General features: G+C 67.9%; 17 protein-coding genes and 2 tRNA genes. 15 read left to right on the top strand and 4 right to left on the bottom strand.

Going from position 1 to position 16,190, the window contains the following annotated elements; all coding sequences use genetic code 11:
- Positions 1–218: 218 nt before the first annotated feature.
- The 9 genes from recF (at position 219) to LQ757_RS01025 (ending at position 8,264) form a co-directional block, all read left to right on the top strand.
- Positions 219–1,400, top strand: coding sequence for a DNA replication/repair protein RecF (gene recF, locus LQ757_RS01065; RefSeq protein WP_231045359.1), 1,182 nt, complete (start codon positions 219–221; stop codon positions 1,398–1,400).
- Positions 1,393–1,890, top strand: coding sequence for a DciA family protein (locus LQ757_RS01060; protein WP_231045358.1), 498 nt, complete (start codon positions 1,393–1,395; stop codon positions 1,888–1,890). The genes recF and LQ757_RS01060 overlap by 8 nt, the downstream gene beginning before the upstream one ends.
- Positions 1,891–2,013: 123 nt before the next feature.
- Positions 2,014–4,032 carry a DNA topoisomerase (ATP-hydrolyzing) subunit B gene (gene gyrB, locus LQ757_RS01055; RefSeq protein WP_231045357.1) on the top strand — a complete coding sequence of 673 codons (2,019 nt, stop codon included), beginning with the start codon at positions 2,014–2,016 and terminating at the stop codon, positions 4,030–4,032.
- 79 nt (positions 4,033–4,111) lie between these two features.
- Complete coding sequence (gyrA, locus tag LQ757_RS01050; protein ID WP_372459628.1) at positions 4,112–6,652, top strand: DNA gyrase subunit A; 2,541 nt, start codon at positions 4,112–4,114, stop codon at positions 6,650–6,652.
- Entirely contained in the window at positions 6,645–7,049 is a 405-nt protein-coding gene (locus LQ757_RS01045) for a DUF3566 domain-containing protein (protein ID WP_231045355.1), read from the top strand. Before gyrA ends, LQ757_RS01045 begins: the two co-directional genes overlap by 8 nt.
- A gap of 65 nt (positions 7,050–7,114) precedes the next feature.
- Positions 7,115–7,188, top strand: a tRNA-Ile gene (locus tag LQ757_RS01040).
- 44 nt (positions 7,189–7,232) lie between these two features.
- Positions 7,233–7,305: transfer RNA gene (locus LQ757_RS01035), tRNA-Ala, on the top strand.
- 101 nt (positions 7,306–7,406) lie between these two features.
- Positions 7,407–7,793: a PLDc N-terminal domain-containing protein gene (locus LQ757_RS01030; RefSeq protein ID WP_231045354.1), complete on the top strand. Its 387-nt coding sequence runs from the start codon at positions 7,407–7,409 to the stop codon at positions 7,791–7,793.
- 27 nt (positions 7,794–7,820) lie between these two features.
- A complete protein-coding gene (locus tag LQ757_RS01025) occupies positions 7,821–8,264 on the top strand; it encodes an NUDIX hydrolase (RefSeq protein ID WP_231045353.1) in 444 nt (147 codons plus the stop codon).
- Between the two features lie 151 nt (positions 8,265–8,415).
- On the opposite strand, the gene LQ757_RS01020 is transcribed toward LQ757_RS01025, so the two are convergent.
- The gene (locus tag LQ757_RS01020; RefSeq protein WP_231045352.1) at positions 8,416–8,667 is read right to left on the bottom strand and encodes a hypothetical protein; all 252 of its coding nucleotides are present in this window, start codon (positions 8,665–8,667) and stop codon (positions 8,416–8,418) included.
- 620 nt (positions 8,668–9,287) lie between these two features.
- Positions 9,288–9,806 carry a hypothetical protein gene (locus LQ757_RS01015; RefSeq protein WP_231045351.1) on the bottom strand — a complete coding sequence of 173 codons (519 nt, stop codon included), beginning with the start codon at positions 9,804–9,806 and terminating at the stop codon, positions 9,288–9,290.
- A 129-nt stretch (positions 9,807–9,935) separates the two neighbouring features.
- Between LQ757_RS01015 and LQ757_RS01010 the strand changes: the two genes are divergently transcribed.
- Together LQ757_RS01010 and LQ757_RS01005 are read left to right on the top strand one after the other, a co-directional pair.
- The gene (locus LQ757_RS01010) at positions 9,936–10,475 is read left to right on the top strand and encodes a peptidylprolyl isomerase (RefSeq protein WP_231045350.1); all 540 of its coding nucleotides are present in this window, start codon (positions 9,936–9,938) and stop codon (positions 10,473–10,475) included.
- Positions 10,476–10,482: 7 nt separating this feature from the next.
- A complete protein-coding gene (locus LQ757_RS01005) occupies positions 10,483–11,340 on the top strand; it encodes a rhomboid family intramembrane serine protease (protein ID WP_231045349.1) in 858 nt (285 codons plus the stop codon).
- Positions 11,341–11,553: 213 nt separating this feature from the next.
- Here LQ757_RS01005 and LQ757_RS01000 read toward each other — a convergent pair whose 3' ends face one another.
- Entirely contained in the window at positions 11,554–11,793 is a 240-nt protein-coding gene (locus tag LQ757_RS01000; protein WP_231045348.1) for a cell division protein CrgA, read from the bottom strand.
- A 235-nt stretch (positions 11,794–12,028) separates the two neighbouring features.
- Between LQ757_RS01000 and LQ757_RS00995 the strand changes: the two genes are divergently transcribed.
- From LQ757_RS00995 to LQ757_RS00980, 4 genes are read left to right on the top strand one after another with little or no spacing between them, the layout of a single operon-like run.
- The gene (locus tag LQ757_RS00995) at positions 12,029–12,640 is read left to right on the top strand and encodes a DUF1345 domain-containing protein (RefSeq protein WP_231045347.1); all 612 of its coding nucleotides are present in this window, start codon (positions 12,029–12,031) and stop codon (positions 12,638–12,640) included.
- A gap of 42 nt (positions 12,641–12,682) precedes the next feature.
- On the top strand, positions 12,683–13,480 hold the full coding sequence (locus LQ757_RS00990) for a class E sortase (protein ID WP_231045346.1): 798 nt from the start codon (positions 12,683–12,685) through the stop codon (positions 13,478–13,480).
- The gene (locus LQ757_RS00985; protein WP_231046333.1) at positions 13,477–13,644 is read left to right on the top strand and encodes a hypothetical protein; all 168 of its coding nucleotides are present in this window, start codon (positions 13,477–13,479) and stop codon (positions 13,642–13,644) included. The genes LQ757_RS00990 and LQ757_RS00985 overlap by 4 nt, the downstream gene beginning before the upstream one ends.
- A complete protein-coding gene (locus LQ757_RS00980) occupies positions 13,641–14,282 on the top strand; it encodes an anthranilate synthase component II (protein ID WP_231045345.1) in 642 nt (213 codons plus the stop codon). Before LQ757_RS00985 ends, LQ757_RS00980 begins: the two co-directional genes overlap by 4 nt.
- A 158-nt stretch (positions 14,283–14,440) precedes the next feature.
- Here the strand turns inward: LQ757_RS00980 and pknB are convergent, their stop codons facing one another.
- Entirely contained in the window at positions 14,441–16,135 is a 1,695-nt protein-coding gene (pknB, locus tag LQ757_RS00975) for a Stk1 family PASTA domain-containing Ser/Thr kinase (protein ID WP_231045344.1), read from the bottom strand.
- Between the last annotated feature and the right edge of the window lie 55 nt (positions 16,136–16,190).

Below are 16,190 nucleotides of genomic sequence, written 5' to 3'. Positions count from 1 at the left end.
AGACGAACGTCGAGTGGGTTGAGGAGCGACGAAGGAGCGTCTCGAAACCCGGCCTCCTGCAAAGCCACGTTCCGGGACGCTCGCTTCGCTCGCTCCTCAACTCACGAGGACGCGGGCTCCGCGTCGGCGGTGCGGGGTAGCGTGGAGATCCGCGATCGAATGCCCCGGAACATCCGCCGATCGCGATCCGGATGCCGCGTCGTCGAAGGGAGTCCAGCGTGCATGTCGCTCGACTCTCGCTGACCGACTACCGCAACTACGCCCGCGCCGACCTGACGCTCGGCCCAGGCGCCACGGTGCTGGTCGGCCGCAACGGGCAGGGCAAGACCAACCTCGTCGAGTCGATCGGCTATCTCGCGACGCTCGGGTCGCACCGCGTCTCGGGCGACCAGGCGCTCATCAGGGCCGGCGCCGACGCCGCGGTCGTTCGTGCCCTGCTCGCCCACGGCGACCGCGAACTGCTCGTCGAACTCCAGTTGAACCGCCAGGGCGCGAATCGGGCCCAGCTCAATCGCTCGCCGGTGAAGACGCGCGAGCTGCCACGATACGCACACAGCGTGCTGTTCGCACCCGAAGACCTGGCCATCGTTCGAGGCGAGCCGGGAGTCCGCCGTCGACTGCTCGACGAGCTGCTCGTGCAGCGCACCCCACGGCTCTCGGGAGTCATGGCCGACTACGACCGCGCGCTCAAGCAACGCAACTCGCTGCTCAAGAGCGCCCGCATGCGCGGGCTCCCGGCCGACCGGTTGCCCACCCTCGACATCTGGGACGAGCGGCTCGTGGCGCTCGGTTCCGAGATCATCGACCAACGGCTCGCGCTCGTCGCCGAGCTCGCCGGACCGCTCGCCGATGCGTATCGAGCGATCGTCCACGCCGACCACTCGCCGAGCCTGCGGCCGGTGCTGTCGATCGATGGGGCTGATGTCGATGACGACGGGTCGGGTTTCGAGACGGCTCCTTCGTCGCCTCCTCAACCCGCTGAGGTCACGACGACCGCCGAGCGGTTCGCGGCAACCCTGCGGGCGCTTCGGACGAAAGAGCTCGAGCGCGGCGTCACCCTCGCCGGCCCCCACCGAGACGACCTGCTGCTGCTGCTCAACGGCCTCCCCGCCAAGGGGTACGCGAGTCACGGTGAGTCGTGGTCGTTCGCCCTCGCGCTGCGGCTCGCATCGGCTGAACTGCTGCGCCGCGACTCCACGACGGGCGACCCCGTGCTGGTGCTCGACGATGTGTTCGCCGAGCTCGACCGGCTGCGCCGGCAGCGATTGGCCGAGGCCATCGGGGGCTTCGAGCAGGTGCTCGTCACCGCCGCGGTGCTCGAAGACGTTCCCGAGCCGCTGACGGCGCGCATCGTGCACATCGATGCCGGGCGAATCGTCGAGGAGGGCGCCGATGCCTGACCCCATGAATTCCGAGGCCGCTCGCGTCTACCAGCACTTCCGCGAGATCTTCGGGGGCGAGCCGCGCGGGCGCGTGGGCCGCGCGGGCAGGGTGCGCTCCCGCGAGACGCCGGGGAGCCAGCCGTTCACGTCGGGCCGCGACCCGAAGGCGCTCGGCGCCACCCTCGACGGACTGAGTTCGCAGCTCGGGTGGACGGGGCCGCTCTCGCAGCACGAGGTGCTCGCGTCGTGGGCCGAGATCGTCGGCGAGGAGACCGCCCGTCACTCCGAGGCGATCGCGATCGAGGGCGGTGTGCTGCAGGTCCGTTGCGAGTCGACGGCGTGGGCGACGCAGCTCCGGCTCATGCGAACGCAGCTCGTCACCGAGATCGGTTCGAGGTTCCCCGGAGCGGCAGTCGAGACGATCCGCTTCCAAGGGCCCGATGCCCCCACCTGGAAAAGGGGTCCCAGATCGGTTCCAGGGCGTGGTCCGCGCGATACCTACGGCTGAGAAGGCGAAAACGGTCACTGCGCCTGGTTCATCGCCTGAGATCGGCGCTTCCGGCCTGCGGCGGAGGGTCTGTTTGATAGGGTTAAGGGTCGCCAGAATGACGGTCAGGAGCCCGATTCACACATGACAGCCGAACCCACGAAGGCCCAGCAGACGCCGGCATACGGTGCTGATGACATCCAGGTTCTCGAGGGCCTCGAAGCGGTTCGCAAGCGGCCGGGTATGTACATCGGCTCCACCGGTCCGCGAGGCCTGCACCATCTCGTCTCCGAGATCGTCGACAACTCGGTCGACGAGGCGCTCGCCGGCCATGCCGCGAACATCGACGTGACCATCTTGCCCGACGGGGGGGTGCGCGTCATCGACGACGGCCGCGGCATTCCGGTCGACATCCACAAGACCGAGGGCCGTTCCACGGTCGAGGTCGTGCTCACGGTGCTCCACGCCGGTGGCAAGTTCGGCGGCGGCGGATACGCGGTCTCCGGCGGATTGCACGGCGTCGGGTCATCCGTCGTCAATGCGCTCTCGACCAGGCTCGAGGTCGAAGTGCGCCGCCAGGGTCATGTGTGGCGGCAGTCGTTCACGGTGGGCGTGCCCGACGCGCCCCTCTCGAAAGACGAGGCGAGCGACGTGACCGGCACGACCATCACGTTCTGGCCGAGTCCCGACATCTTCGAGACGGTGGAGTTCGATTACGAGACGCTGCGCAGCCGCTTCCAGCAGATGGCCTTCCTCAACAAGGGGCTGCGCATCACGCTCACCGATGAGCGCAGCGGCCATGTCGAGATCGACCCCGAAGACACGGCAGCGAGCGAAGCCGACGACGCGGCTCCCGGCCAGCGCTCCGACACCTTCCTCTACGAGCGCGGACTCGTCGACTACGTCGAGTACCTCAACCGCTCGAAGAAGTCCGATGTCGTCAACGACGAGATCATCTCGTTCGAGACCGAAGACGGCGATCGCAAGATCGCGCTCGAGGTCGCCATGCAGTGGACGACGGCGTACACCGAGTCGGTGCACACCTACGCGAACACCATCAACACGCACGAGGGCGGCACGCACGAAGAGGGCTTCCGAGCGGCGCTCACGACCCTCGTGAACCGGTACGCCCGCGAGAAGGGCATCCTCAAGGAGAAGGACGACAACCTCTCGGGCGACGATGTGCGCGAAGGCCTCACCGCGGTGATCTCGGTCAAGCTCTCCGAACCGCAGTTCGAGGGCCAGACGAAGACCAAGCTCGGCAACACCGAGGCGAAGTCGTTCGTGCAGAAGGTCACAGGCGACCAGCTCGGCGACTGGTTCGAGCGCAACCCCACACAGGCCCGCGACATCATCCGCAAGGCGATCCAGGCGGCCACCGCCCGCATCGCGGCCCGCAAGGCACGCGAGGCGACCCGGCGCAAGGGCCTGCTCGAGTCCGGCGGCATGCCGGGCAAGCTCAAGGACTGCACGTCGAAGGACCCGTCCATCTCCGAGATCTTCATCGTCGAGGGCGACTCGGCCGGTGGCTCGGCCGTGCAGGGTCGCAACCCCGAGACCCAGGCCATCCTGCCGCTGCGCGGCAAGATCCTGAACGTCGAGAAGGCCCGCCTCGACCGTGCGCTCGCGAACGCCGAGGTGCAGGCGATGATCACGGCGTTCGGCGCCGGCATCGGCGAGGACTTCAACACCGACAAGGCCAGGTATCACAAGATCGTGCTCATGGCCGACGCCGACGTCGACGGCCAGCACATCACCACCCTGCTGCTCACGCTGCTGTTCCGCTACATGCGACCGCTCATCGAGCTCGGCTACGTCTATCTCGCGCAGCCGCCGCTCTACCGGCTCAAGTGGACCAACGCCGACCACGAATACGTGTACTCCGACCGCGAGCGCGATGCGCTGCTCGACGCGGGCGCCGCGGCCGGCAAGCGCATCCCGAAGGACAACGGCGTGCAGCGCTACAAGGGTCTCGGCGAGATGAACCACCAGGAGCTGTGGGAGACCACGATGAACCCCGAGACCCGCACGCTGCTGCAGGTCACCATGGACGACGCGGCCGCCGCCGACGAGATCTTCTCGACCCTGATGGGCGAAGACGTCGAGAGCCGCCGCAACTTCATCCAGAAGAACGCGAAGGACGTGCGTTTCCTTGACATCTGATGTGATCAACCCCGGCGCAGCAGACGACGAGGGCCACGGCATCCACGGCAAGATCGACCAGGTCGACCTGCAGCTCGAGATGCAGCGGTCGTACCTCGACTACGCCATGAGCGTGATCGTCGGCCGAGCACTGCCCGACGTGCGCGACGGGCTCAAGCCCGTGCACCGCCGCGTGATCTACGCGATGTACGACGGCGGGTACCGCCCCGACAAGGCGTTCTCGAAGTGCGCCCGCGTCGTCGGCGACGTCATGGGGCAGTTCCACCCGCACGGCGACACGGCGATCTACGACGCGCTCGTGCGCCTGGTGCAGCCGTGGAGCATGCGCTACCCGCTCGCGCTCGGCCAGGGCAACTTCGGTTCGCCCGGCAACGACGGTGCTGCGGCGCCGCGGTACACCGAGACGAAGATGGCGCCCCTCGCCCTCGAGATGGTGCGCGACATCGACGAAGAGACCGTCGACTTCCAAGACAACTACGACGGTCGCACGCAGGAGCCGTCGATCCTGCCGTCGCGGTTCCCGAACCTGCTCGTCAACGGCTCGGTCGGCATCGCCGTCGGCATGGCGACGAATATCCCGCCGCACAACCTGCGTGAGGTCGCCTCCGGTGCCCAGTGGTACCTCGAGCACCCCGAGGCCACACGCGAAGAGCTGCAAGAGGCGCTCATGCAGCGCATCAAGGGACCCGATTTCCCGACCGGGGCGCAGATCCTCGGTGTCAAGGGCATCAACGACGCCTACCGCACGGGGCGCGGCTCGATCACGATGCGCGCCGTCGTCTCGGTCGAAGAGCTCCAGGGGCGCACCTGCCTCGTTGTCACCGAACTGCCCTACCAGGTGAACCCCGACAACCTGGCCATCAAGATCGCCGACCTCGTGAAAGACGGCCGCATCAGCGGCATCGCCGACATCCGCGACGAGACCTCGGGCCGCACGGGTCAGCGCCTCGTCATCGTGCTGAAGCGCGACGCGGTGGCCAAGGTCGTGCTCAACAACCTCTACAAGCACACCCAGCTCCAGGAGAACTTCGGCGCGAACATGCTCGCGATCGTCGACGGCGTGCCCCGCACCCTGTCGATCGACGGGTTCATCGCGCACTGGGTCGACCACCAGGTCGACGTCATCGTGCGGCGCACGCAGTACCGCCTGCGCAAGGCGGAAGAGCGCATGCACATCCTGCGCGGCTACCTCAAGGCGCTCGACGCGCTCGACGAGGTCATCGCGCTCATCCGCGCCTCGGCCACGGTCGACGACGCACGCGACGGGCTGAAGCGACTCCTCGACATCGACGACCTGCAGGCCGATGCGATCCTCGCCATGCAGCTGCGCCGCCTCGCCGCGCTCGAGCGCCAGAAGATCATCGACGAGGCCGACGCCCTCGAGTCCGAGATCACCGACTTCCGCGACATCCTCGCCCGCCCCGAGCGCCAGCGCACGATCATCTCCGACGAGCTCGCCGAGATCGTGGCGAAGTACGGCGACGAGCGCCGCACGCACATCCTCCCGGGGTTCGACGGCGACATGTCGGTCGAAGACCTCATCCCCGAGGAAGAGATGGTGGTCACCGTCACGCGCGGCGGGTACGTCAAGCGCACTCGCAGCGACAACTACCGGTCGCAGCACCGTGGCGGCAAGGGCGTCAAGGGCGCGCAGCTGCGCGCCGACGACGTCGTCGACCACTTCTTCGTCACCACGACGCATCACTGGCTGCTGTTCTTCACGAACATGGGCCGCGTCTACCGTGCGAAGGCCTATGAGATCCAAGAGGCCGGGCGCGACGCCAAGGGCCAGCACGTCGCGAACCTGCTCGAGATGCAGCCCGATGAGGAGATCGCCGAGATCCTCGACATCCGCGACTACGAGGTCGCCACGTATCTCGTGCTCGCGACCCGCGAGGGACTGGTCAAGAAGACCGCCCTCGACGAGTACGACACCAATCGCTCGCGAGGCGTCATCGCCATCAAGCTGCGCGACGGCGACGAACTCGCCTCCGCCATGCTCGTCGATGAGCACGACGAGATCCTCCTCGTCTCCCGCAAGGGCATGTCGCTGCGCTTCGAGGCGACCGACGAGGCGCTGCGCCCCATGGGTCGGTCGACGTCGGGCGTGAAGGGCATGAGCTTCCGCGGCGGCGACAGCCTCCTCGAGGCATCCGTCGTGCCCGGATCGAACGGCGACGGCGACATGGAAGCCGCGGAGTCGGCGCCCGAAGACAACGGGCAGAAGCTCAGCGTCAGCGACACCTACGTCTTCGTGGTGACCGAGGGCGGCTACGCCAAGCGCACCCGCGTCGAGGACTACCGCAAGCAGCAGCGCGGCGGCCTGGGCATCAAGGTGGCGAAGCTCAGCGAAGATCGCGGCGATCTCGTCGGCGCGCTCATCGCCTCCCGAGACGACGAGGTGCTTGTGGTTCTTGCCAGCGGCAAGGTGGTACGCTCTGACGTCGCCGAGGTTCCCGCCAAGGGCAGGGACACGATGGGCGTCGTGTTCGCGAAGTTCGCGGACGACGATCGCATCATCGCCATCGCGAAGAATTCCGAACGGAATCTCGTGGAGGAGGAGGCCGCAGAATCCGAAGCGGCCGAGCCCGCGAGAGAAGGAGTAACCGACAATGAGTAGCGTCGCCGAGAAGCTGGCCCGAAAGTCGAGCAAGCGCGCGCCCGCGAAGCAGGTGCGCCTGCGGCTCGTGTACATCGACTTCTGGTCGGCCGTGAAGCTGTCATTCCTGGTCGCGGTGTGCCTCGCCGTCGTGAGCATCGTCGCGACCTTCCTGATCTGGACAGTGCTGAACTCCACCGACATCTTCAACAAGCTCAACGAGCTCGTGCAAGACGTCGCCGGCACGGGCGGCGACCTCTCGTCGGTGCTCTCGCTCGGCAACGTCATGGGCTTCGCGGTCGTCGCCGCGCTGCTCAACCTCGTCGTGACGACCGCGCTCGGCGCCATCCTGGCGGTGCTCTACAACCTGAGCGTCAAGATCACGGGCGGAATCCTCGTCGGCTTCACCAACAACTGACGCCGACATCGGCCCGATTTCAAGATTCCCGCGGTGTCGGGTAGTCTTTCCTCTGGCCGAAATTCGGGGATATAGCTCAGGCGGTTAGAGCGCTTCGCTGATAACGAAGAGGTCCGAGGTTCAAGTCCTCGTATCCCCACCGAACAATTCCATACTCCGGTCGCCCTTTCGGGCCGGCCACTCGGGGCCTTAGCTCAGTTGGTAGAGCGCCTGCTTTGCAAGCAGGATGTCAGGAGTTCGAATCTCCTAGGCTCCACAGTTTCCACCCCGTGGTTTCCACTCCACCGCGTTTCCCTCCACTAGTGTTGGCGTCAGCAGCGCGGGCGTCGCCCGCGTGACCTGGCGGAAGGAGCGGCGATGCTCACCGAGTACGGTTTCTGGGACATCTTCAGTGGGCTCTTCGGCGTCTTCGTGTTCGTCGCCTATCTCGTGGTGCTGTTCACGATCATCGCCGACCTCTTCCGCGATACCGAACTCAACGGCTGGGCGAAGGCCGTGTGGCTGATCTTCCTCGTGTTCGTGCCGTTCCTCACGGCACTCGTCTACGTGATCGCCCGCGGCAAGCAGTTGGCGGCCCGCCAGCGTGAGCGGCGCGCCATCGCCAACGAGTACGTCGACGATCGCGGCGGCGTGTCGACGTACAACCCGAACGACGAGATCGCGAAGGCCCAGGGCTTGCTGCGCGACGGCACGATCAGCCAGGCCGAGTACGACCGGATCCAGGCCGACACGTACAGCCAGTGAGGTGGGCACGCCCGCTACAGTGACGTGATGGACATCCGCATCGCTGCGTATGGCGTGATCATCCGCGACGAACAGATCCTGCTCTCGCACTGGAACGAGCACGGCCGTTCTGGGTGGACGCTGCCGGGCGGTGGCGTCGAGGGCTCCGAGCATCCGGTTGAGGCGGCTCGGCGCGAGATTCGCGAAGAGACCGGGTACGAGGCATCCGTCGATCGCCTGCTCGGCATCGACACGATGGTGATCCCCGCGTCCAAGCGGCACACGGCCACGTCGCCGCTCTACGCGATGCGGGTCATCTACCGCGCGAGCGTGGTCGGCGGCGCGCTGCACAGCGAGGTCGACGGATCGAGCGACGAGGCGCGCTGGTTTCCGCTGGGCGAGGTCTCACGGCTCAAGCGCGTCAGCCTGCTCGACATCGCGCTCCGCCTGAATGCGGCAGAGCCGGCCGACGGCCGACCGCCGGCACCGTAGCGAACGCGCGGCCCCGACGTGGGCGTTCCGACCGGATGAGGTCGAACCGCTCGCGACGAGGCCGCGCGCTGCCGAACTCCCGGGGGCGACGCCGTCGCGTGGGCGACGGCGCCGTCCATCGGGAACTCGGTGTTGGTGGTGTCCATGTCGGTCACCGCAGCGTCGGCGCGATCAGCGCGTTCTGCTGGAAGTTGGCGTCGAGCACGCGGTGCGCGAGCTGCGTACGCTGTCGACGCAGCAGCACGGCTTCGGTGCTGACCCGCTCGCTCCGGTGACGGCTGTACGCGATGAGCGCGAGGCCGACGCGCAGGGCGATCCGTTCGTTCAGGCCGCGCGATTGCGCGCGGGCGGTGATGGTCTGTCCGGAGTTGGAGCGACCGAGGGTGAGAGAACTGGCGTTCACTTCGATTCCTTCGTTTCATGGTGGGATGCACCGGATGGTGCGGGGTGCGCCAGGTCGGCGGATGCCGGCGAGGCGTCGTCAAGAGATGCACGGTGTGCAGGGAAGGTGCGCTGCGTGGCAGCGGGCACCGGGAGTCACGGCTGGGCCGTGGGCCGAGGGTGTGGGGCGGGACATCCGCTCGCTGTTCGCGAATCGCTGACGAGGAACGTCGTCGGATGTCGCGGGGCGGAGCCGCGGATCACACCACGAGGGCGGCGGGCGACGAGGGCAGACCTCTGCCCTGGCCGCCGAGGCGGCGAACTAGCAGGCCGGCTGGGGGAGGAGGATCTCCGAGCGGGCCGCAGTGAATGCTGGCGTAAAGATGTGGTTCATCATCGGGATCAACTCCTCTCAGGGCTCTGGCGCGTTCGCACCGGTAACAGACACTAGCGGGGATTTCACGTCGAACGCAAGGGGAACTCTCAGATCCGTTCGAGATTCAGTGCCAGCCCTGAGTCGTGGGCGGGCGCAGCGGCGCGAATGGGCGCGGGCATGGCGGTGCGGATCGGCCCGGGCACTCGCGCACAACGACGAGTGGACCCGCCGGCACAGGCCGACGGGTCCACTCGGAAGTCGCGGCGTCAGGCGCCGGAGGTCGTGCCCACATCGGGCTCGTCGTCGGCGACCCACAGTTCGTCGTCGGCGCGGAACGTCTGCCAGACCGCGTAGGCGACGCCGACCGCGGCGACGATGCCCGCGCCGATGGCGAGGTAGGTGCCGATGCCGCGACCCTTCTTCTTGTCGACGACGGCGATCGCACGGGGTGAGATGCGCTCGACGGCGCGACGCGCGCGTGCGTCGTTGGCGATGTCGCCGATGGCGAGCACCGAGCCGAGGGCGTTGCCGAGGCTGCGCTCGACGGTGTCGCCCGCGACGCGGGCGTAGCCCCTCGCCTGGTCGACGCCGGGGCGCACATAGCTCTCGTAGCCGGTGCGCACACGCGGTACGACCTCTTCGCGCGTCAGGTGACCGAGTTGGCGACTGGCCTCGCGAGCGACGGCATTTGCGTGCTCGAGCACGTTCTGCTGGTTCCCCCAGAGTTCCTCGGCGCTGCTGCGCAGCCGCTTGAGTTCCTTCCGGCGCTTGCGTGACAGGCTCATCTCGACCTCCATCGTTGTGCAGCGAACTCCTCCATCTTGCCACCGAACTGGCTGGAAGCGGGGTGGGAGTCGCAATCCTTCATTCCGATCCGCGAATCCACGTGGGGGCCACCGTGACAGAATGTGAACATGCCGATTCCCACCGCAGTCGCGACGCTGAACACCAACCACGGCCCCATCAAGGTCGACCTCTACGGCGACCACGCCCCGAAGACCGTCAAGAACTTCGTCGGCCTCGCCACCGGTGAGATCGAGTGGACCCACCCCGCCACCGGCGAGAAGTCCACCAAGCCCCTCTACGACGGGGTCGTCTTCCACCGCATCATCCCCGGCTTCATGATCCAGGGCGGCGACCCGCTCGGTCAGGGCGTCGGCGGCCCCGGCTACCAGTTCGACGACGAGATCAACTCCGAGCTCGACTTCACCGAGCCCTACGTCCTCGCCATGGCCAACGCCGGCATCCAGATGGGCCGGGGTACCAACGGCTCGCAGTTCTTCATCACCGTCGGCCCGACCACCTGGCTGCAGGGCAAGCACAGCATCTTCGGCAAGGTCACCGACGCCGACAGCCAGGCCGTCGTCGACAAGCTCGCCTCGGTCGCCACCGACGGTCGCGATCGTCCGCTCGAAGACGTCGTGATCGAGAGCATCACCGTCGAACAGGTCTGATCACGAGGTGAGCGACGCGGCGCCCGATCGCACCGGCACCTGCTACCGGCACCCCGACCGGCCGAGCTACGTGCTCTGCCAGCGCTGCGGTCGAACCATCTGCGGTGAATGTCAGACACCGGCCCCGGTCGGCGTGATCTGCCCCGAGTGCATGCGCGAGCAGCGTGCCTCGGCTCCTCGAACGAAGCCGGCGGTGCTCACGCGCGCGCGTGCTGCCGCCGGGCGCGGCGCCCCGGTGGTGACGTATACCCTCATCGGCATCACGCTCGCGGTGTTCCTGCTGCAGCTCGTGCCGGGGCTCGCGCTCACCGATCGGCTGCTGTACGCGGGCGTGTACTCGATTCCGGGCAACCTCGAGCCGTGGCGCATGCTCACGTCGGTGTTCGTGCACTCCACCGGCCTGATCTTCCACGTGCTGCTCAACATGTACACCCTGTGGATCTTCGGGCAGCTGCTCGAAGGGCTCCTCGGCCGATGGCGCTTCCTCGCCCTCTACCTGATCTCGGGGCTCGGAGGTTCGATCGGCGTGCTCTGGCTCTCCGATCCGCGGGTCGGCGTGGTCGGGGCATCCGGTGCCATCTTCGGGCTCATGGGTGCGTTCCTCGTGATCCAGCGCCGACTCGGCGGGCAGACGACGCAGCTGTTCGTGCTGCTCGGCATCAACCTCGTCATCGGGTTCATCCCGGGGTTCAACGTCGCGTGGCAGGCCCACCTCGGCGGCCTCGTCGTCGGGGCGCTCCTGGGGTTCATCTTCGTCGAGACCCGCCAGCGCTCACGGCAGGCGCTGCAGGTGTGGCTGCTCGCCGCCGTGGTCGTGGTGTTGCTGCTGCTCGGCCTGCGCTTCTTCGTGTTCCCGGTGTTCTGACCAATCCTCACTTATCCACAGTTCCCGAGTTATCCACAGGGGTTTCCACAGTTGGGGAGAGTTACACGGCTGTAATTGTGGCCATTTCGGGGGACGCGGGCGCCTTCGGCTTCTCCACAGTTGTGGATAACTCCGGGTGAGATGCCCGCGTAGGCATGCAGACGGGCGGATGCCGCAGCACCCGCCCGTCGCGCGAATCGCCGGCCGACGAAGTCAGCGCCAGCGTGTGGTCATGAGGAAGCCGATGAAGGCGATGCCGAAGCCGATCAGGATGTTCCACGAGCCGAGGTCGGGAATCGGGAAGCGCCCCTGGCTCACGTAGAAGACGATGATCCAGGCGAGCCCGATCAGCATGAAGCCGAACATGACGGGCTTGAACCAGACCGGGTTCGGAGCCTCTTCGCCACTCGTCGCTTCAGCGCGCTCGGGCTTCGATGATTTTGCACGTGCCATGGGGGCGATTCTATCTGAGGGAACCGCGCGGACGCAGCGCGGGCTTCGCCGCCCGAGGCGGAGCTTCGAAGTGGGTCGGGGGCTTCCGGCGCGTCGGGAATGGGATCGCTTCGGGCATCGCTTGGATGGCCTTGTGTCGGGAACGCGGATGACGGCGGGGGAGCCGGGGCGGCGACCCCACGAGCGACCCCCTCGCCCGCCCGTGCACTGGTTCGTCGGGTACATCGGGAGCCTGATGGTCCAACTCCTGCTCCTGCTGCTCGGGCTGGGCTTCCTCACGGCGTCCGATGAGGCGTCGTCGGTGGTCCTGCTGCTCGGGTGGTGCGTGCTCGGGACGGTGTACGGTTCGGTCGTCGCGATCGCTCTCGGCCTCCGACGGCACTGGAAGCCGGCTCGGCGTCCGACGCGCTTCGAGCTCAATCCCGTCACCCATCTCTTCTCGCTCGTGGCCGCGATCCTCGCCAGCCTGGTCGGCGTCGGCGCCGCGCTGCAGCACGTCTTCCTCGACCCCAGCGACGAGTTCGGGCCGCTGATCGACATCATCGGGGTGTGGGCGATGATCCTCGCCTGGGGATTGCTGCACTGGGGGTACGCGCAGTCGTACCATCCGTTGTACTACCGTGAGGACCAGCCTGCGATGCGGTTCCCGGAGACACCGGTGCCAGGGATCACCGACTTCGTCTACTTCGCGTTCACTATCGGCACGACCTTCGCCACCTCTGACGTCGAGGTGAACAGTTCCCGGATCCGATGGCGGGTCGTCGGGCACTCCATCCTGAGCTTCTTCTTCAACGGACTGATCATCGTCCTCGCGCTGGGAATCATCACCGGCGCCGGGACCCGGTGACCGCCGGGCGTCGTCACAACGTCGCAGAATAGAATCGCTCCCATGTCCGTGTCGCAGCCTGCCGAGCGTGGGCCCGTGGACGAATCCCCACGACGCCCGAGACGACGGCGCGGCGTCAGCGCCGTCGGCGTCCTCGGCGAGTTGCTGCTCACGGCCGGCGCGGTCATCCTGCTGTTCCTCGCGTGGCAGCTGTGGTGGAACGACGCGATCATGGCCGGGGAGCAGTCGAGCGCGGCGGCGCAGCTCAGCTCGCAGTGGGACGAGCAGCGCCGCGCGGCCGGTGCCGGCGGCGCGGTCGCAGCACAGCAGTACGGTGAGCCGATCGTCGACACCACGAAGCACGCGAACGCCGAGGCCTTCGCCGTGATGTACGTGCCGCGGTTCGGCGAAGACTCGCAGCGAACGATCGCCGAGGGCACCGGCCTCGACGTGCTCAACAGCATCGAACTCGGGGTCGGGCACTACCCCGGAACACAGGCTCCCGGCGAGATCGGGAACTTCGCGATCGCCTCGCACCGCAGCGCCTACGGCGGAGGCATGCACGAGATCGACCAGCTGCAGCTCGGCGACGCGATCTACGTGCAGACGAAGGACGGTTGGTACACCTACCGCTTCCGCGACCTCGAGTACGTGACACCCGAGACGGTCGAGGTGCTCGCCCCCGTGCCGCACCACCCCGAGTCGACGCCCACCGACCGCATCATCACGCTCACGAGCTGCAACCCGCTCTACTCGACCGACGAGCGCGTCATCGCCTACGGAGTGCTCGAGTCGTGGCAACCCGCCGAGGCCGGCGCGCCGGCCGAGATCGCCGACGTCGTCGCGAGTTGGGGGGCATGACCGTGTACGGTGCCCTCTGGCGCATCCTTCCCGGGCCGACCTGGCTCCGGGTCATCCTGCTGCTCGTGCTCGCGGCGGCCGTCGTCTTCGCGCTCTTCACGTGGGCGTTCCCGTGGGCCGACGCGATCCTCAACCCCGTCAACGTCACCGTGGAGGGACCATGACCAGAATCCTCGTCATCGACAACTACGACAGCTTCGTCTACACGCTGAACGGCTACCTGCAGGAGCTCGGCGCCGAGACCGAGGTCGTGCGCAACGACGATATCGACGTCGCGGACGTGCCCGCGAAGATCGCCGAATACGACGGCGTGCTCATCTCGCCGGGTCCCGGCAAGCCGGCCGACGCGGGGGTCTCGATCCCCGTGGTCGAGGCCGCGCTCGCGACCGGGCAGCCGATCCTCGGCGTGTGCCTCGGGCACCAGGCGATCGCCGAGGCGTTCGGCGCCGTCGTCACGAACGCCGAGGAGCTCATGCACGGCAAGACCTCGCGCATCGAGCACGACTCCAGCCCGTTCTACGAGGGCGTGCCGCACCCGTTCACGGCGACGCGCTACCACTCGCTCGCCATCGTCGACGGCACCATGCCGGCCGAGCTCGTCGTGACGAGCCGCACTCAGGGCGGCGTCATCATGGGATTGCGGCACGTGACCGCGCCGATCTACGGCGTGCAGTTCCACCCCGAGTCGGTGCTCACCGAGGGCGGCTACCGCATGCTCGGCAACTGGCTCGCCGTGGCCGGGCTGCCCGAGGCGCGTGAGCGCGCGGTGGACCTGAACCCGCTGGTGCGCCCGACGGCGTAGGCGCTTCCGCGGGCGCTTCGGTGCGCCGAGAGTGCGGTCGATGCCCGTGGCGGGGGCGTTGAGTGCACTCTCGGCGCGCTCCCGACAAGGCGGCGCTCCCGACGAGGCGCGCGCCCAGGAGGCGCGCGCCCAGGAGGCGCGCGACGAGGCGCCGCCGCTCAGCCGGCGCAGTAGGTGAGCTGCACGTCGGAATGCTGCGGAACGTCGCCGGGGGCCAGCGACTGGTGCGTGATCGGCGATCCGGGCGCGGTCGGGCACGCCGCGTCGGGAACCGGAACCGGGTTCAGCTGCAGGTTGTCGGCCATCAGGTAGTCGGATGCCGCAGCGAGCGTCTGCCCGGTGAGGTCGGGGAGCAGCACCATCCCGTTGGAGAGCACGAACTGCACCGTCGAGCCCATCTCGACCGACGCGCCGGCCTCGGGCGAGGTCGACAGCACCGTGTCTGCGGCGACGGTGGGCGAGTACTCGCGCGTCTCTTGTCCGGCGACCAGGCCCGCGGCCTCGAGCGCCGCCTTCGCGTCGGCGAGGGTCATGTTCGTCATCTCGGGCACGGCGACCGCCTCACGGCCGGTCGAGACGTGCACCGTGATGACCGCACCGGCATCGACGATCTCGTCGGCGGCGGGGACGGTGCCGATGACCTCGCCCGCGGGCACGGTATCGTTCGTCTCGTCGACTCTCGTCGCGGGCAGCCCCACGGCGGCGAGCTGTTCGACGGCCGCCTCGTAGGTCATGCCGGTCAGCACGGGTACCTTGCGGGCGTTCGAGGGAAGGTCGTCTGCCGGTTGCAGGTTGAACGCCCAGTACATGACGGCGATGACGATGACGACGACGCCGATGATGCCCGACCAGATCCAGATCGCCGGGGGGCGCCGCTGCGTGCGCGCCATCGTCTCGTCTTCGGTGAGCTGTCGCAGTGCCAGCTCGGAGCTCGAGAGCGACGCGGTGGGCGCCCCGAACAGCAATTGCGACTCGCTCGGCTTCTGGTGCACGGGCACGCGGCCGGCGGCCGCGGTGTCGACGTCGGTGCGGAACTCGACGGCGGTCTGGTAGCGCTCGTCGCGGTTCTTGGCGAGTGCATGCAACACCACCGAGTCGAGCGCCGGTGACACCTTCGGGTTGATCACGCTGGGCTTGACGGGTCGCTCGCTGACGTGCTGGTACGCGACGGCGACGGGTGTGTCGCCTCGGAACGGCGGGCGGCCGGTGAGCATCTCGAACAGGACGACACCGGTCGAGTACAGGTCGGTACGCGCGTCGACCGTCTCGCCCTTGGCCTGCTCGGGCGAGAAGTACGACGCGGTGCCGAGGATCGCGGTGGTCTGCGCGACCGTGGTCGCCGAGTCGGAGACGGCGCGTGCGATGCCGAAGTCCATGACCTTCACCTGGCCGGTGGTGGTGATCATGATGTTGCCCGGCTTGATGTCGCGGTGCACGACGCCGGCGCGGTGCGAGTACTCGAGCGCGGTGAGCACGCCGTCGATGACGCGCACCGCCGCCGCGGGCTCGAGCGGGCCGTCGTGGATGATGTCCTTGAGCAGGCGGCCCTCGACGAACTCCATGATGATGAACGGCAGCTGCACCTCGTGCCCCGAGGCGTCGACGACCGTCTCTTCGCCGGCATCGAAGACGCGCACGATGGTGGGGTGCGCCATGCGCGCCGCCGACTGTGCCTCTTGGCGGAACCGCATGCGGAACGCCGGGTCGGTCGCGAGCTGCGGCTTCAGCAGCTTGATGGCGACCTGGCGGCCCAGGCGGGTGTCGGTGCCGACATGCACGTCGGCCATTCCGCCGCGCCCGATGAGCGAGCCCACGCGATATCGCCCGGCGAGGACTCGTCCTTCATCACTCACGGTGCGCGGCTCCTTTCATGGCTCCTCGTGGTCGTCGTGTCGGTGTCGGGCCGCC

This window comes from Agromyces cavernae, assembly GCF_021044935.1.
Lineage (GTDB): Bacteria > Actinomycetota > Actinomycetes > Actinomycetales > Microbacteriaceae > Agromyces > Agromyces cavernae.
This window is presented reverse-complemented; position numbering and strand designations above follow the sequence as displayed.

Coding starts and splice junctions, on each gene's coding strand:
- LQ757_RS00985 (WP_231046333.1), top strand. CDS start 13,477: ATGACCGTGTACGGTGCCCTCTGGCGCATCCTTCCCGGGCCGACCTGG.
- LQ757_RS00990 (WP_231045346.1), top strand. CDS start 12,683: ATGTCCGTGTCGCAGCCTGCCGAGCGTGGGCCCGTGGACGAATCCCCA.
- LQ757_RS00995 (WP_231045347.1), top strand. CDS start 12,029: ATGGTCCAACTCCTGCTCCTGCTGCTCGGGCTGGGCTTCCTCACGGCG.
- gyrB (WP_231045357.1), top strand. CDS start 2,014: ATGACAGCCGAACCCACGAAGGCCCAGCAGACGCCGGCATACGGTGCT.
- LQ757_RS01010 (WP_231045350.1), top strand. CDS start 9,936: ATGCCGATTCCCACCGCAGTCGCGACGCTGAACACCAACCACGGCCCC.
- LQ757_RS00980 (WP_231045345.1), top strand. CDS start 13,641: ATGACCAGAATCCTCGTCATCGACAACTACGACAGCTTCGTCTACACG.
- LQ757_RS01025 (WP_231045353.1), top strand. CDS start 7,821: ATGGACATCCGCATCGCTGCGTATGGCGTGATCATCCGCGACGAACAG.
- LQ757_RS01060 (WP_231045358.1), top strand. CDS start 1,393: ATGCCTGACCCCATGAATTCCGAGGCCGCTCGCGTCTACCAGCACTTC.
- gyrA (WP_372459628.1), top strand. CDS start 4,112: ATGCAGCGGTCGTACCTCGACTACGCCATGAGCGTGATCGTCGGCCGA.
- LQ757_RS01030 (WP_231045354.1), top strand. CDS start 7,407: ATGCTCACCGAGTACGGTTTCTGGGACATCTTCAGTGGGCTCTTCGGC.
- LQ757_RS01015 (WP_231045351.1), bottom strand. CDS start 9,806: ATGAGCCTGTCACGCAAGCGCCGGAAGGAACTCAAGCGGCTGCGCAGC.
- LQ757_RS01045 (WP_231045355.1), top strand. CDS start 6,645: ATGAGTAGCGTCGCCGAGAAGCTGGCCCGAAAGTCGAGCAAGCGCGCG.
- LQ757_RS01000 (WP_231045348.1), bottom strand. CDS start 11,793: ATGGCACGTGCAAAATCATCGAAGCCCGAGCGCGCTGAAGCGACGAGT.